Source organism: Burkholderia oklahomensis C6786, assembly GCF_000959365.1.
In the GTDB taxonomy this organism is placed as follows: Bacteria; Pseudomonadota; Gammaproteobacteria; order Burkholderiales; family Burkholderiaceae; genus Burkholderia; species Burkholderia oklahomensis.
The window spans coordinates 249,097-264,444 of the sequence record NZ_CP009555.1; the positions used below are offsets into that span (position 1 = coordinate 249,097).

The 15,348-nt window shown below is 70.8% G+C and carries 15 protein-coding genes; 4 read left to right on the forward strand and 11 right to left on the reverse strand.

Annotated features, from left to right (window positions below; all coding sequences use genetic code 11):
- Positions 1-4 precede the first annotated feature (4 nt).
- From mdcH to madL, 9 genes are all read right to left on the reverse strand, one after another.
- Complete coding sequence (gene mdcH, locus BG90_RS01120) at positions 5-943, reverse strand: malonate decarboxylase subunit epsilon (protein WP_045568020.1); 939 nt, start codon at positions 941-943, stop codon at positions 5-7.
- Positions 940-2,160, reverse strand: coding sequence for a triphosphoribosyl-dephospho-CoA synthase MdcB (gene mdcB / locus BG90_RS01125; protein WP_107950892.1), 1,221 nt, complete (start codon positions 2,158-2,160; stop codon positions 940-942). The genes mdcH and mdcB overlap by 4 nt, the downstream gene beginning before the upstream one ends.
- The gene (gene mdcG, locus BG90_RS01130) at positions 2,157-2,915 is read right to left on the reverse strand and encodes a malonate decarboxylase holo-[acyl-carrier-protein] synthase (RefSeq protein WP_045568021.1); all 759 of its coding nucleotides are present in this window, start codon (positions 2,913-2,915) and stop codon (positions 2,157-2,159) included. Before mdcG ends, mdcB begins: the two co-directional genes overlap by 4 nt.
- A complete protein-coding gene (gene mdcE, locus BG90_RS01135) occupies positions 2,890-3,615 on the reverse strand; it encodes a biotin-independent malonate decarboxylase subunit gamma (RefSeq protein ID WP_038802550.1) in 726 nt (241 codons plus the stop codon). Before mdcE ends, mdcG begins: the two co-directional genes overlap by 26 nt.
- The gene (locus BG90_RS01140) at positions 3,602-4,549 is read right to left on the reverse strand and encodes a biotin-independent malonate decarboxylase subunit beta (RefSeq protein WP_010114816.1); all 948 of its coding nucleotides are present in this window, start codon (positions 4,547-4,549) and stop codon (positions 3,602-3,604) included. Before BG90_RS01140 ends, mdcE begins: the two co-directional genes overlap by 14 nt.
- Positions 4,546-4,863 (reverse strand): malonate decarboxylase acyl carrier protein, encoded by a 318-nt coding sequence (gene mdcC, locus BG90_RS01145; RefSeq protein WP_010102783.1) that lies wholly within the window; start codon positions 4,861-4,863, stop codon positions 4,546-4,548. Before mdcC ends, BG90_RS01140 begins: the two co-directional genes overlap by 4 nt.
- A gap of 23 nt (positions 4,864-4,886) precedes the next feature.
- Positions 4,887-6,533 (reverse strand): malonate decarboxylase subunit alpha, encoded by a 1,647-nt coding sequence (gene mdcA, locus BG90_RS01150; protein WP_010114815.1) that lies wholly within the window; start codon positions 6,531-6,533, stop codon positions 4,887-4,889.
- A gap of 424 nt (positions 6,534-6,957) precedes the next feature.
- Positions 6,958-7,725: a malonate transporter subunit MadM gene (gene madM / locus BG90_RS01155; RefSeq protein ID WP_010102774.1), complete on the reverse strand. Its 768-nt coding sequence runs from the start codon at positions 7,723-7,725 to the stop codon at positions 6,958-6,960.
- Positions 7,726-7,738: 13 nt separating this feature from the next.
- Positions 7,739-8,134 carry a malonate transporter subunit MadL gene (gene madL / locus BG90_RS01160; RefSeq protein WP_010114813.1) on the reverse strand — a complete coding sequence of 132 codons (396 nt, stop codon included), beginning with the start codon at positions 8,132-8,134 and terminating at the stop codon, positions 7,739-7,741.
- 255 nt (positions 8,135-8,389) lie between these two features.
- Here madL and BG90_RS01165 point away from each other — a divergent pair, with 255 nt between their 5' ends.
- Both BG90_RS01165 and BG90_RS01170 read left to right on the forward strand, forming a co-directional pair.
- Entirely contained in the window at positions 8,390-9,250 is an 861-nt protein-coding gene (locus BG90_RS01165) for a LysR substrate-binding domain-containing protein (RefSeq protein WP_010102772.1), read from the forward strand.
- A 514-nt stretch (positions 9,251-9,764) separates the two neighbouring features.
- A complete protein-coding gene (locus BG90_RS01170; protein ID WP_010102771.1) occupies positions 9,765-10,022 on the forward strand; it encodes a DUF4148 domain-containing protein in 258 nt (85 codons plus the stop codon).
- A gap of 107 nt (positions 10,023-10,129) precedes the next feature.
- Here BG90_RS01170 and BG90_RS01175 read toward each other — a convergent pair whose 3' ends face one another.
- Together BG90_RS01175 and BG90_RS01185 are read right to left on the reverse strand one after the other, a co-directional pair.
- A complete protein-coding gene (locus tag BG90_RS01175; RefSeq protein ID WP_010114811.1) occupies positions 10,130-11,047 on the reverse strand; it encodes a 3-hydroxyacyl-CoA dehydrogenase NAD-binding domain-containing protein in 918 nt (305 codons plus the stop codon).
- A 546-nt stretch (positions 11,048-11,593) separates the two neighbouring features.
- Positions 11,594-13,459 carry a phosphoenolpyruvate carboxykinase (GTP) gene (locus BG90_RS01185; RefSeq protein ID WP_010114807.1) on the reverse strand — a complete coding sequence of 622 codons (1,866 nt, stop codon included), beginning with the start codon at positions 13,457-13,459 and terminating at the stop codon, positions 11,594-11,596.
- A 929-nt stretch (positions 13,460-14,388) separates the two neighbouring features.
- Between BG90_RS01185 and BG90_RS01190 the strand changes: the two genes are divergently transcribed.
- Both BG90_RS01190 and BG90_RS01195 read left to right on the forward strand, forming a co-directional pair.
- On the forward strand, positions 14,389-14,826 hold the full coding sequence (locus BG90_RS01190; protein ID WP_010102765.1) for an Hsp20/alpha crystallin family protein: 438 nt from the start codon (positions 14,389-14,391) through the stop codon (positions 14,824-14,826).
- Between the two features lie 31 nt (positions 14,827-14,857).
- The gene (locus BG90_RS01195; RefSeq protein ID WP_010114803.1) at positions 14,858-15,259 is read left to right on the forward strand and encodes an Hsp20/alpha crystallin family protein; all 402 of its coding nucleotides are present in this window, start codon (positions 14,858-14,860) and stop codon (positions 15,257-15,259) included.
- Positions 15,260-15,348: the final 89 nt, after the last annotated feature.

Here is a 15,348-nt window from a genome sequence, read left to right on the forward strand (position 1 = left end):
CGCGCTAGGCGTCGAGATCGACGCGGGAAAGCCACGCGCGCACGCCGTCCCACGAGCGGAAATCGGCGAGACTGCGCGCCGGCAGCGCGGGATACGCGGCGGCCGCCATTACCGCGAGCGCGCGGCCCGGGCCGAGCTCGACGAACGCGCGCGCGCCCGCCTCGACGCAGCCCGCGAGGCACCCGGCCCAGTCGATCGGCTCGGCGATCTGGCGCGCGAGCTTGTCGACGCCGGCATCGACGTCGAGCACCGGCGCGCCGTCGATGCCGGACAGGAGCCGCGTGCCGGCGACGGGCGCGCGCGCGATCCGCGCGCCGGCGAGCGCCGCGCGAAACCGCGGCACCGCCGCGCCGAGCCAGCGCGTATGCGACGCGACGTGGACGCCGACCAGTGCGACGCGCACCGCGCCTCGCGCGCGCGCGTCCGCGGCGAGCCCGTCGAGCGCCGCACGCGGCCCGGCGACCACGTATGCGTCGCCCGGATTGACGATCGCGACCGCGGCGCCGTGCGTCGCGCACGATGCGTCGATCACGTCGCGCGACAGACCGCGCACGAACAGCATTCGCGCATCGCCGTCGCTCACCGCGTCCATCGCGCGCGCGCGAACCGCGACGAGATCGAGCGCGGCTCGCGCGTCGACGAGCCCCGCGACGCTCCACGCGGCGACCTCGCCGACGCTGTAACCCGCGACGCAGCGCCGGCGCGGCAGCAGCGCGTCGAGCCGCGCCATCGCGCTCACCGCCTGCAGCGTGCAGACGAGTTGCGCGGCGAAGTTCCCGCGCAATGCGTCGTCGTCGGCATCGCGCACCCAGTCGCGCGGATCGGCGCCGAGCAGCGTGGCCGCGTGCGCGAAAAGCGGCGCGGCTTCCGGCAGATCGGCCGTCAGCTCGAACATGCCGGCGCGCTGGCAGCCCTGACCCGAGCAGAGAATCGCGATCGTCACGGCAGGCGCTCCGCGTCGGGCGCCGCGACGTCGCGTGCAGCGACGAACAAGCTCATCGCGAGCAAATCCGCCGCGCCGCCCGGGCTCAGCCGACGCGCGACGAACGCCCGATGCGCGGCGGCCGCGTGCGCGCGCCAGTCGGCCGCGCCCACTCCGCCGCGCTCGAGAAATTCGCATGCGGTCCGCTGCGCGAAGCCGAGGCCGTCGCGACCGCCGCGATGCAGCAGATTCGTGTCGTCGACCGCGGCAATCAGCGCGAAGCACGCGTGCACGCGCGCCGCCTCGGCGTCGCCCGGCGCGAGCCGCGCGGCATCGCGCAGCGCCGGCACGCCGATCGCGTAGACGCTCGCGAAACCGCCTGCCGCCTCCGCGCGTGCGCCGCCGACGCCGTAGCAGCGGCCCGCGCGTTCGCCGTGGCTGTCGGCGAGGCGCGGGCCGGCGACGATCTCGCCTCCCCAGCGAGCGGCGACGAGCGCGCCGAGCGTCGCACGGGCGTATCGCCCGCGTTCGTCCGACGCGCGCCGGCCCGCGGCCGCGCACAGCAGGCCGAGCCCGAAGATCGCGCCGCGATGCGTGTTCACGCCGCCCGTCGCCGCGAGCATCGCGCGCTCCGCGCGCAGGCCGATCTTGCGCAGCGCCGGCATGTCGGCATCGCGCGCGCCGGCTGCGGCGAGTTCGGCGAAGAACGGTTCGAGCGCCGCCGCGCTGCGGTAGAACGTGCCGGCGGTCATGTCGTCGTGGCTGCCCGCGTCGACGTGGCTCACGAGGCCCGGCTTCGGCCATGTGTCGATTTCGAGGCGCAGGCAGCGCGTCGCGCGGGCGGCGATGGCATCCGCCGCCGGCGAGGCTCGTCGATGCGGCTCGCGTGTCGAAGGCCCGGAATGGTCCGATGCGGACAGCGCATGCGATGGATCGAACACGCGCTGCCCATCCGAAGGATCAGGCGCGCTCGGCGTATTCCGCATGACCGCCATATTCGACGCATTCGACGCATTCGACGCATTCGACGCATTCGACGCATTCGACGCATTCGACGCATTCGACGCATTCGACGCATTCGACGCATTCGACGCATTCGACGCATTCGACGCATTCGACGCATTCGACGCATTCAGCAGCGTACCCGCCCCGCCCGCTTCGTCAAGCGCGTGCGCCGAATCGCCGCGCGCCGCTGCGCGCCGAGCCGCCGTCCGCGCCACGCATGCGCTCCGCTTCATCGCCACGTCTCCAGAAATGCCCCCGGCGCGCACAGCTCGACGCCCGTCGCGGTTTTCATCGCGACCTCATGCTCGCCGGCATGCAGCTCGCGCCAGTTCACGCCTGCGCCGTCGGCGCGCAGCAGCTCGCCGTCGATGCGCATCGGCGCGTGAGCGTCGAGCTCGGCGAGCGCCGAGAGGAACGACGCGATCGCCTCGCGCTGCAACGGAACCGAAGACGAAAACGATGCCGATGCCGATGCCGATGCCGACGACACCGGCAAAGGCCCGGGCAACGACGCAGACGAACGCGACGGCATCAGCACAATATCGAGATCCGAGCCGTCGCGCAGATAACGCAGCCCCGTCAGCGTCTGCCACGCGAGGCTGCCGAACACGCGGCAGTCGACGCGATGCGCGCCGGCAAGCGCACGCAGGCCCGCGAGCGTCGGCCGCCACGCGAGCGGCGCTTCATGCTCGACGTCGGCGAGCGCCGGCAGCGCGCAGACCGCGTCGATATGCTCGCGCGCGGCCGCGAACGCGATGCGCCGCTTCCCCGCCGACGGCGGCAGCGGCAACCCGAGCGGAACGCCCGCATCGCACGGCGAGCGCCGCCGCACGATCAACGGCCAGCCGCGCGCCGCCCAGTCGCGCACGAACGGCAGCGCGTCGACGCCGTCGCGCGCGGCGAGCAGCCCGCGCCACGCGTCGGCGCGCACGCGCACGAGCGTGTGCCGCACGAGCGGCGCATCAGCGGCCGGCGCGCGCGAGCTCATACACGCGTTGCGCGACGTCGGCCGCCACCGGCCGGCCGCCGCGCTCGTGGCCGAGCCGGTCGCGCCGGTCGGCGCGATCCGTCGGCCGCGCGACGATCGCGGCCAGTTGCTCGGCGAGCGAGCGCGCCGGATCGAGCACGACGTCGACCGCGCCCGTCGTCGCGAAGTTGTCGAGCCCCGGCGCGAACACCGCGGTCGACTGCGCCTTCTCGCGCAGCACGTCGACGGGCAGCTTCGTCACGCGCGACATCGCCTGCAGATCCATCACCTCCGGCTGAGCGCCCGGCAGCGCGACGAGCGTGCGCGTCGCGAGCGCCGTCGCGATGAACGCGCCCGCCGCCGCGTGCCCGTACAGCAACCCGATCGTCGGATGGCCGAGCGCATCCGCGTGCAGCAGGCACTTCGCGAGATGCGCGAGGCACTCGTTCAGGCCGAGCAGCTCGTCGCGCTTGCTCATCCGCTGGCTGTCGCCGTCGACGAGCACGAGGATCGGCGTCGCGCCGCCGCGCTCGATCGTCGCGAGCACGCGGGCGGCGAGCGCGAGCGCGCCGTCGACGCCGAGCGCCGCGCCGCGCGCGACGCCGATCACGTCGACCGCGCGGCCCGCGAGCATGCCGCGCCCTTCGAGCAGGCCGTCGGCGTCGATCGCGACATCGTGACCCGATGGGAACAGCGAAGCCAACACGTCATCGAGCGTCATTGCGCACCTCCGCCAGTCGGTCGGCCAGCGACGCAAACGCGGCGCCATCGAGCGACGGAATCGCGTCCGCGTCGGGCGCGCCGAGCGCGCGCCACACGTCGAGCGCGTCGCCGCACTCGCCGAAGCGCGCGATGCGCCCGGCGAGCCGCGCGTGCTCCGCCGCGAGCGTCGCCGCGCCGAACGCCGCGCCCGCCCGCGCACGCGCGACGAGCGCGATCGCGGCTGCGCGGAACGCGTCGATCGTATCGTCGACGAAGCGCTCGGCGCCGCCGACGAGCCGGCGATGCTTGCCGCCCATCGTCCGCCAGATCAGCGCGCGATCGCGCGAGTCGAACTCGTCGACGCCGCGCCGGCTCTCGATCACCTCCGGCCCGGACACGCCGATGCGCCCCTGTTCGGACACCGCGAGCGCCGAGCAGCACGCGGCGATGATCCCGCCGCCGCCGTAGCAGCCGGCGCGCCCGCCGACGAGCCCGACGACGGGCGCGCCCGCCGCGCGCGCGTCGATCACCGCGCGAATGATCTCGGATACCGCGATCTCGCCCGCGTTCGCTTCCTGCAGCCGCACGCCGCCCGTGTCGAACAGGATCAGCACGGGCATCGGGCTCAGCTCGCGCGCCGCGCGCAGCAGGCCCGTCAGCTTCGCGCCGTGCACCTCGCCGAACGCGCCGCCCATGAAGCGCCCTTCCTGCGCGGCGACGAGCACGGGCTCGCCGTCGAGCGCCGCGCGGCCGACGATCATCCCGTCGTCGAACTGCTGCGGCAGGTCGAAGAGCGGCAGATGCGGGCTCGTCAGCCGATCCTGCGGGCCGATGAATTCCTCGAACGAGCCCGCGTCGACGAGGCCCGCGAGCCGCTGCCGCGCCGACGCCTCGAACCAGCTCGCGCCCGCCGGCGCGACCTTCGGATGTGCCGTCGCGGCCGCCGCGTTCATCGCACGTCTCCTTCGATCGCGCGCACCGCCTGCGCGAGCCGCAGCGACACCATGTCGGGCCGCGCGCCGCCGTCGTTGACGGACAGGCGCAGCCCGCCCGGCGAGCGGCGCTCGACGAAATCGGCGACGACCGCCTGCCAGACGTCGCCGAAGCCCACGGCGGCCGTGCGGATGTCGACTTCGCATTCGGTGTCGGGCAGCACGCGCTCGACGAGCACTTCGAGATTGCCCGACGCGACGACGCCGACGAGCGCCCACCCCGCGTCGCCCTTCGCGCGCGCATGCGCGGTGTGGCGGTAGTTCAACTGTTCCATGGCGAAACGCTCCTCACCCATTCTCACCAATTGCGGAATCGGGACGGCGGCGCGTACAGGCCGTCCGACCAATGCACGAGATCCTTGATCGAGCGCGCGGCGAGGAGCCGCCGGTCGGCGTCGAGCGGATCGATGCCGAGATCCTCCGGGCGCCGGATCACGCCGCGCTCGCGCAGCCGCTCGACGAGCCTGCGGTCGCGCCCGCGGCCGATCTCCGTGTAGCCGGCGACGCCGCGGATCGCGTGCTCGCGCTCGTCGGCGTCGCGGCACAGCAGCAGGTTCGCGATTCCCTCCTCGGTCACGACGTGCGTGACGTCGTCGCCGTACACCATCACCGGCGCGAGATCGAGCGACAGCCTGCCGGCGAGCCGCAGCGCATCGAGCTTCTCGACGAACATCGGCGCATTCCGTTCGCCGAACGTCTCGCCGATCTGGACGACGAGCTTGCGCCCGCGCCGCAGCGCCGCGGGCGTTGCCGGATCGGCCTCCTCGCCCGCCTTGATCCACGGCTCGCTCGGATGACGCCGCCCGCGCGCGTCGCTGCCCATGTTCGGCGCGCCGCCGAAGCCCGCGATCCGCTCGCTCGTGACCGTCGACGAGTGGCCCGCGAGATCGATCTGCAGCGTCGAGCCGATGAACATGTCGCACGCGTAGAGGCCCGCCGTCTGGCAGAACGCGCGGTTCGAGCGCAGCGAGCCGTCGACGCCCGTGAAGAAGATGTCGGAGCGCGCGCGAATGTAGTCGTCCATCCCGACTTCGGAGCCGAAGCAATGGATCTGCTCGACCCAGCCGGACTCGATCGCGGGAATGAGCGTCGGATGCGGGTTCAGCGCCCAGTGCGTGCAGACCTTGCCCTTGAGCCCGAGCCGCTCGCCGTAGGTCGGCAGCAAGAGCTCGATCGCCGCCGTGTTGAAGCCGATCCCGTGATTGAGGCGCTTCACGCCGTAGCGCGCGTAGATGCCCTTGAGCGCGAGCATCGCGGTGAGGATCTGCGTCTCGGTGATGCCCGCCGGATCGCGCGTGAAGAGCGGCTCGACGTAGAACGGCCGCCCCGCTTCGACGACGAAGTGCACGCGGTCGCCCGGAATGTCGACACGCGGCACGCGATCGACGATCTTCTCGACCTGCGCGATCACGACGCCGTGCTTGAACGCGGTCGCTTCGACGACGGTCGGCGTGTCCTCGGTGTTCGGGCCGGTGTAGAGATTGCCGTCGGCGTCCGCGCTCACCGCGGCGACGAGCGCGACGTGCGGCGTCAGGTCGATGAAGTAGCGCGCGAAGAGCTCGAGATACGTGTGCACCGCGCCGAGCTCGATCTTGCCGCCGAACAGGAGCTTCGCGATCCGCTGCGACTGCGGGCCCGAGTAGGCATAGTCGAGCCGCTTCGCGATCCCGCGCTCGAACACGTCGAGATGCTCGGGCAGCACGACGCCCGACTGCACCATGTGCAGGTCGTGCACCTTCGCGCCGTCGACGGCGGCGAGCGCCGCGGCGAGGAGGTCCGCCTGCTTCTGGTTGTCTCCTTCGATGCAGACGCGGTCGCCCGGCCGCAGCACCGCCTCGAGCAGCGCGGTCGCGTCGCGCGCGGCCACCCGCTTGCGCTGCGCGAGCGGCGCGGCCGCCGCGAGGCGCGCGGCGCGTGCGTCGCGGGCGTCGTTCCATCCCGTCATAGAGTCGTCTCCTGCGAAGTCTGTCCGGTTGGTTCTGCGGCATTGTAAGCCGCGCCGCCGCGGCGATTGATGATGTTGCGTGATGCGACTCAGTGGCGCGGGCGATGGATGGGCGAGCGCGGGGATGCGCGCGCGGCCGGCCGCGCATGCGCCGTGCGGGGCGAACGAGCCCGCGGCGCGCTTGCATCGAACGGTCGCTACGCTGCACGCGCCGGGCGCGCCGCGCTCACTACTCACTACTCACTACTCACCACTTACCGCGCGCCACTCGTCACTCACTACTTGCCGCGCACCACTCACCGCGCACGTCGAACGCTCACGCAACGTTCCGCGTCCGCACCGCCTTCAGCCTTCAGCCTTCAGCCTTCAAGCCGCGAACGCGTTCGCCATTCCGCAGCATCGCCGCAAGCGATTTCGCACGGCATCATGCGCCCACCGCCGCCTTCGTCGCGAAGAACAGCAGCGACGGCCCGAGCAGGCAGCCAACGCCCGTATGGAACGTCGCGATCAGCGCGCCATAAGGCACGAGGCGCCGGTCGGTCGCCGCGAGCCCGGCGCTCACGCCGCTCACCGTGCCCGCGAGCCCGCCGAAGATCATCGCCGCGCGCGGCGTGCGCAGCCCCATGAAATTCGCCGCGAACGGCGTGCCGACCATCACGATGATCGCCTTCACGAGTCCCGTCGCGATGCTGAGCGCGATCACGTCGGAGCTCGCGCCGATCGCCGCGCCCGTCACGGGCCCGACGATGTACGTGACGGCGCCCGCGCCGATCGTCGTCATGCTGACGGCGTCCGAATAGCCGAACGCGCGCGCGACGCTCGCGCCGACGACGAACGGCAGCACGGTGCCGAGCAGCAGCGACGCGACGCCGATGAGCCCCGCCTTGCGCGCCTCGGCGGGCTGCACTTCGAACGCGGTCGCGACGATCGCGAAGTCGCGCAGCATCGCGCCGCCCATCAGGCCGACGCCCGCGAAGAACGGCACGTCGGCGATTCCCTTTTCGCCGCCCGTGTACGCGCCGCCGACGTACGCGAGCGCGAGGCCGATCAGGATCGCGATCGCCGAGCCGTGCACGCGGCCGAACGTGAGCTGCTTCGACAGCGCCGCCGACGCGAACATGATGCAGCCGACGAGCGCAAACGACGCGACGAGTCCGTTATGCGCGACGACTTTTCCGAGCATGTCGATCATGGCCGCCTCCCGCTCAGTTCTCTTCGGGTTGCGGCAGCGCCGACAGCGCGGTCGCGTCGCGGCCGACGCGCGCGAGCACCGCGATGCAGACCGCGCACACGGCGACCGCGCCCGCCGCCGACAACAGCGCGACGGGTCCGCCCTTCAATGCGGCGACGACGTTCTGATTGGCCGCCATCGCGACGACGACCGGGATGTACATCGCGCCCCAGAACGCGATGCCGGACTCGGTCTCCTTCGGCAGCCAGCCGCGCCGATGCAGGTAGAGCCGCAGGCCGATGAGGAGCAGCATCGCGATGCCGACGCCGCCGACGTTGGTCTTCGCGCCGATCGCGGCGCCCAATAGATCGCCGAGGAAGAGCCCGGCCAGATGGCAGAACGCGAGCAGCGCGGTTCCGTAGATGATCATGCTTGTCTCCTGATTCCTGATGATGGATCGTCGCGGCGTGGGCGCCGCGGCCCGGCGGCTCGTCGTGCGAAGCGCGTTCTCGGGCGGCGATGGCAATAGCGTGAAAGACCCGACGGCCCGCCGCGCCGGGTTGCCGTAGACTGGCGGCGGCAGGCCGTCGCCGGCGCGCCCGCGAACGGGCGGCGCGACGGCTCGGCCAAGCACATCGTAGTCCCGCCGCCTGCGGCCATTTATGAAGTTGTCGAATTCGATTCAGTGGGTTTAGCAATGCGTCCGTTACCGCCTGAACTGCTGCGCAGTTTCGTCGCCGTCGCACAGACGGGCAGCTTCACCGCCGCGTCCGAGCGCGTGAGCCTGTCGCAATCGACGGTGAGCCAGCACATCCGCCGCCTCGAAGAGCTGCTCGACCGGCCGCTCTTCGAGCGCGACACCCGCAACGTGCGGCTCGCGCCGAACGGCGAAGCCCTGTTCCGCTACGCGGTGCGCATTCTCGAGCTGATGGACGAAGCCGTCGCGTCGGTCTGCGGGCCGCCGCTGTCGGGCAAGGTGCGGCTCGGCTTGTCGGAGGATTTCGCGTTGACGCACCTGACGGCCGCGCTCGTGAGCTTCGTGCAGCGCAATCCGGAGGTCGAGCTCGAGATCGCGACGGGCTTGTCCGGCGATCTGTTCGACGCGCTCGATGCCGGCCGGCACGATCTCGTGTTCGCGAAACGGATTGCGGGCAGCCGGCGCGGGCGCGTGATCCGCACCGAGCCGCTGTACTGGTGCACGGGCCCCGATTCTCCGCTCACGGGACGCGAGCCGGTGCTGCCGCTCGCGCTGCATCCGGAGCCGAGCGTGTCGCGTCGGCGCGTGCTCGAAACGCTCGACGCCATCGGACGGCCGCACCGGATCGCCGTCGCGAGCAGCAGCATCGCGGTGCTGCGCGCGGCGGCGAGCGCGGGGCTCGGCGTCAGCGCGTTCGCCGGATACGTGATCCCGCACGGGCTCGCGAAACTCGAAGCCGATCTGCCGCCGCTCGGCGATCTCGAATACGTGATCGACCGGCCCGCGAACGCGTCGCGCTCGGCGCTCGCGCTCGAGGCGACGCTCGTCGCGGCCGCGCACGAGTTCTGACGGCGAGAGGCGGTCGACGCCGGTTCGCCGGCCGGCTGCGCATGCGCGGGCTCGACGTGCGGCGGTGAGATCGCGACGCCGCCGACGATTCGACTGTGCCGGCCGCGACGGCCGGCGAGCGCGCAAACATGCAATCGGGCGCGGGCGGAACGGGGATCGAGCCGATTGCGAATCGGCCGTTTGCGTCTCCGAGCCGTCCGGGTCGTCCGGGTCGTCCGGGTCGTCCGAGCCGTCTGAGCCGTCTGAGCCATCCGGGTCATCCAAGCCGTCCGGGTCCCGCGCGAAGACGACCGGCAGACACCCAATCGGACCGACCCGCCGCCCCGCTTGCGTCGACCGGCCGCCACCGCTCCCGAATCGCGCCGCACACAGCGGGCGGGCTCGCCCGCTGCCTGACCAAATCGTCATGATGCGGTCATCGTCCGCTCAGGCGCCCCTCTTCAGAATGCGACTCATCGGAAGACGAAGTCACGACGCTTCGCTTCCCGATCCCGTCACCTTTCTGGAGCTTTCGATGAATACGCTACGCTTTCTCGTCACGACGGCCGCCGTCGCGACGTCCGTGCTGACCGCGACGTCGGCGCTCGCATCGACGTCCGATGCGTCGCTAGGCAAGACGCGTGCACAGGTGCGCGCGGAGCTGATCCAGGCGTACCGCGACGGCGTGATCCCGACGTCGGACGGCGACTATCCGCCGAGCCAGGCGACGATCGACGCGAACCGCGCGCGCCTCGCGGCGGCCAATCCCGCGTGGGCGCGGGAACAGCAGTAATCGCCCGCCGGGACGCGCGCGTGAACGCGACGCGATTCGATTCGATTCGATTCGACGCGACGCGGCCCGGCGTCGCCGGCGCGCGTCCGGCCGCCGATCGGCGACGCTCAGGGCAGGAAGCTGTCGCGCCGCGCGTCGATCAATTCGACGAGCAGACGATCGCGCTCCGCGCCGAGTTCGGCCATCGAGCGCGCGCCCTGGATCTCGCGCAGCGCGTCGATCAGCTTGCGGTCGACGTCGGGCGAGAACGACGGCGCGCCGAGATCGCTCCACCACGTCGTCATCGGGCCCGACAGGTGCTCGAGAAAATGTTCGATGCCGCCTTCACCGCCGCCGAGATGGTAGACGAGGCTCTGCCCCATCAGCCCCCAGCGCAGGCCCGGCCCCCACGACACGGCCTTGTCCGCATCCTCGACGCTCACGACGCCCTCGCCGACCAAGTGATACACCTCGCGAAAGAGCGCGGCCGCGAGCCGGTTCGCGACGTGGCCCGCCATCTCCTTGTTGAGCACGATCGTCACTTTGCCGAGGCCGTCGTAGAAGCGCTTCGCTTGCGCGATCGCGTCGGCCGACGTCGCCGCGCCGCCAACCAGCTCGACGAGCGGAATCAGATGCGGCGGATTGAACGGATGCGCGACGAGACAGCGCTGCGGATGCGCGTCGCATGCGCGCTGGATGTCCGACATCCTGAGCCCCGACGAACTCGACGCGACGAGCACGTGCGCGGGCAGCAGCGCGTCGATCCGGCGATACAGGTCGCGTTTGAAGTCGAGACGCTCGGGGCCGTTCTCCTGCACGAAGTCCGCGCCGTCGAGCGCGGCGTCGAGCGTCGGTTCGAACGCGAGCCGTGAAGCGAGCGTCGCGGCGCGCTCGCCGAGAAAGTTCGAGAGCGCGGCGTCGAGCCGCGTGCGGGCGTCGGGCGCGGGATCGGTAACGGCGACGTCGAAGCCCTTCGACAGATAAAACGCGGTCCAGCTCGCGCCGATCACGCCGGCGCCGACGACGGCGATCCGTTGAATCTTCATGGGCGGTGTCTCCTTGGTTTTCGAATGCGCGGACGATTGTCGCATCGAACGGCGACGGCTGCGCGCGGCGCGCGAGCGCAAGGGCCAACGCGCGCGCCGAGCGCATAGCGGTGCGTGCGCGCGGGTGTCGGATCGGAGATCGAGCGTGCCGTCGCGCGGCGCCCGCGCAGGTCGGCGCGTCTTCGGCTCTTCGACGCGCGTGCGGTGCGGCTTCGGCGCGTCGGCCGTGCGAGCCGGCCGTCGTGCGATGGACGCGAGCGCTGCGGTTGCGCATCGCCGCTTCACCGCACCGAACGCGAGGCCGCTGTCGCACGCGGGCCATCGTTCGGCAGCGACGCGCCGGCCGCACCTGCGCATCGCCGTCTGTCGAATGCGCACGGGTCGCACATGCGCTTCCGTCGAACGAAAGAAAGCCGCATGAACGCCGAAGCGTCATGCGGCTTTTCGTTCCATCGCGCGATCCGTCCGATCCGTGCGATCGGCGCGTTCGTCACGCACCGGGGCCGTCGCGACTCGCACCGGACGCAGCGTGCCGCGCCCCGTCGATCACACTGCGAGCCGCGCCTCGATCTTCGCCTTCGTCTCGGCGAGCGCGCTCGGCAGCCGCTCGCTCAGCTTGTCGAACAGCTCCGCGTGCAGCGCGAGCTCGTCGCGCCATTCGGCCGGATCCATCGACGTCACCTGCTCGAACTGCGCGGGCGAAAACGCAAGCCCCTCCCAATGCAGATCCTCGTAGCGCGGCGTGACGCCGAACGCATGCTCGACGCCCGCGCCCCGCCCGTCGATCCGGTCGAGCATCCACTTCAGCACGCGCATGTTCTCGCCGAAGCCCGGCCACACGAAGCGGCCGTTCGCATCCTTGCGGAACCAGTTCACGCAATAGATCTTCGGCAGCGTCGCGCCCGCCGCCTCGAGCTTGCCGCCGAGCGACAGCCAGTGCGCGAAGTAGTCGCTCATGTTGTAGCCGCAGAACGGCAGCATCGCGAACGGATCGCGCCGCACGACGCCCTGCTGCCCCGCCGCCGCCGCGGTCGTCTCCGAGCCCATCGTCGCCGCCATGTAGACGCCCTCGACCCAGTCGCGCGCCTCGGTGACGAGCGGCACGGTCGTCGAGCGGCGGCCGCCGAAGATGAACGCATCGATCGGCACGCCGGCCGGGTTCTCCCAGTCGTCGTCGATCGACGGACATTGCGACGCGGGCGCCGTGAAGCGCGAGTTCGGATGCGCGGCCTTCCTGCCGGTTTCGCGGCCGATCTCGGGCGTCCACGCATTGCCCTGCCAGTCGGTGAGGCGCGCGGGCGGCGTGTCGGTGAGCCCTTCCCACCAGACGTCGCCGTCCTCCGTCAGCGCGACGTTCGTGAAGATCACGTTCTCGGTGAGCGTCGCGAGCGCGTTCGGATTCGTCTTCGCGCCCGTGCCCGGCGCGACGCCGAAGTAGCCCGCCTCCGGATTGATCGCGTAGAGGCGTCCGTCCTTGCCCGGCTTGAGCCACGCGATGTCGTCGCCGATCGTCGTCACGCGCCAGCCTTCGAAGCCCTTCGGCGGGATCAGCATCGCGAAATTGGTCTTGCCGCACGCGGACGGAAACGCCGCGGCGATGTGATATTTCCGGCCCTCGGGCGACGTCACGCCGAGAATCAGCATGTGCTCGGCGAGCCAGCCTTCGTCGCGGCCCATCGTCGACGCGATGCGCAGCGCGAAGCATTTCTTGCCGAGCAGCGCGTTGCCGCCGTAGCCGGAGCCGAAGCTCCAGATCTCGCGGGACTCGGGAAAATGCACGATGTACTTGGTCGGATTGCACGGCCACGAGACGTCTTGCTCGCCCGCGGCGAGCGGCCGTCCGACGCTGTGCACGCACGGCACGTATTCGCCGTTTTCGCCGAGCGCGTCGAGCACGTCGCGGCCCATGCGCGTCATGATCCGCATGTTGGCGACGACGTACGGGCTGTCCGACAGCTCGACGCCGATGTGCGCGATCGGCGAGCCGAGCGGCCCCATCGAGAACGGCACGACGTACAGTGTGCGGCCGCGCATCGCGCCTCGAAAGAGGCCGTTCAGCGTCGCGCGCATTTCGGCGGGCGCGATCCAGTGATTGGTCGGGCCGGCGTCGTCGCGCCGCTCGCTGCAGATGAACGTGCGGTCCTCGACGCGCGCGACGTCGGACGGATCGGACAGCGCGAGAAACGAGTTCGGCCGCTTCGCCGGATCGAGGCGCACCATCGTGCCCTGCTCGACCATCGCGTCGCAAAGGCGGTCGTATTCCTGTTGCGAGCCGTCGCACCAGACGACGCGATCCGGCTCGGCCAGCGCCGCGATCCGCGCGACCCAGTCGATCAGGCCGCGGTGCTTCACGTATTCGGGAACGTCGTTCGGAATGGTGCGCGTCGCCGCGACCACATTGCTTCGGGTCATGAAAGTGTCTCCGTGTTGTAGAACCAGAATTCCGCGCGTGCGCGGCGCGACGACGCGCGCGACGGCTGGCGTAGCGACGCTACGCGATGGCTGGGGGCGACGCATGCGCGAACGCGCATTGGGGGCGCCACACTCAACGTTCCGACTCCCAAAATCGTGGAGCGTTCGTTATTTTTAGGGTTGGGAACGACTGTATCGCCAAGCTTGCTCATGCACCTGCCATACGATCAAGGTGACAGCCAGCATACCATCGCGATACGCGCGGCGGCGCTGCGCTGCAGCAAGACACGGCTACCGCGTGCGAACGGGCGACTCCGTCGCGACGAACGCGCGCCGGGCCGCTCGCCGAACGCAATTGGAACAATCCAGCATGCGGCCGACGCGGGTTTTTACCGACGCGAGCGCGCGGTCCGGCGAGCCTGTCGAAGTCGGCGGCGGCGCGGCGCGGCCGTGTGGAAACGGTGGGTGTGCGGTGGGCAACGCATGCGAGGATTCGCGATTCGGCGCGTGCAATCGCCTTCGGTGTCGATGTCGGTGCAAGCAATCGTTTCGTCGCGTGAAGCATCACGTCGCCCGAAGGGCCGCGATGACGCCCGCGTATTCGGAATGCGAGCATCTCCATGAACGTCCATCTCGCCGATCGCGATCCGGATACGCGCGGCAAGCGGCACCGTGGTCGCAATGCGCGAAACCGGTCCCGACTTCGCGCGTCCGGCGCTTGCCGCGCGACATCGACGGCGGACGGTCTGCCGTCCGCCGAACGGATCGCCGAATGCCTCTTGAAATCGCCCGCGCCGCGCCTATCTTCGAAACGCCGACGCAGCCGCACCCGCGCGCTGCGTGTTTCGACTGATTTGCCGCGGCCAGGCAAACGAACCGGTACGTATGGACCGGCGCGTTCGCAGGCCTCGTTCCAGGAGGACACGACCATGAGCGATTTCCATTTCGGCGCCGATCTCTTCAGCGAATTCGACCGTCTGCATCGACAGATGACGAACCTGTTCGGCGGCCTCCCTGCCAGCATTCGCGCGAGCCGATTGGGCGCATTCCCGCAGATCAACGTCGGCACGACCGACGATTCGATCGAAATCGTCGCGTTCGCGCCCGGCATGCGCGCCGCCGATTTCGACGTGTCGATCGACAAGGGGCTGTTGACGATCAGCGGCGAGCGCAAGTCCGCGCAAAGCGCGGAAGGCGATGCGCGCGCCTACGCGCAGGAGCGTTATAGCGGCGCCTTTCGCCGCGTCGTCGAGCTGCCGCAGAACGCCGATCCCGACAAGGTCCGGGCCCGTTACGAAAACGGCTGCCTGTCGATCAGCGTCGGCAAGCGCGAGGCGTCGAAGCCGCGCGCGATCGCCGTTCAATGAGTCCCGTCACCCCCGCATCAAGGAGTCGATCGTGAATACCAGCAATCCAGTCGCAGAACGTCAAGCCGCCGCCCCCGTTCGCCGCGACGCGGGCGACGCGCCGCGCACCATCACGGTCACCCCGGCCGTCGACGTATACGAAGACAGGCACGGCGTGACGCTATGGGCCGACCTGCCCGGCGTTCCGAAGGAGCGCCTCGAGGTGAAGGTCCAGGACGGCCATCTGTCGATCGACGCGCACGCGGCGTCGCCGATGCAGGCGGGCTTGCGCGCGCATCACGTCGAAGTGCGCGAGCCGCATTTCGCGCGCACGTTCCAGTTGAGCCCCGATTTCGACACGTCGAAGATCGAAGCGAATCTTCAGGATGGCGTATTGAAGCTGACGATTCCGCGCCGCGACGAGGCGCGTCCGCGGCGCATCGACGTGAAGTGACGTTGCCTCGAACGGAAACGCTCGCCGTCGCAAGCACGCGCGACGGCGAGCGCATCGAACGGGCTGCGTCGCGGCCCGGTCGACGTTCG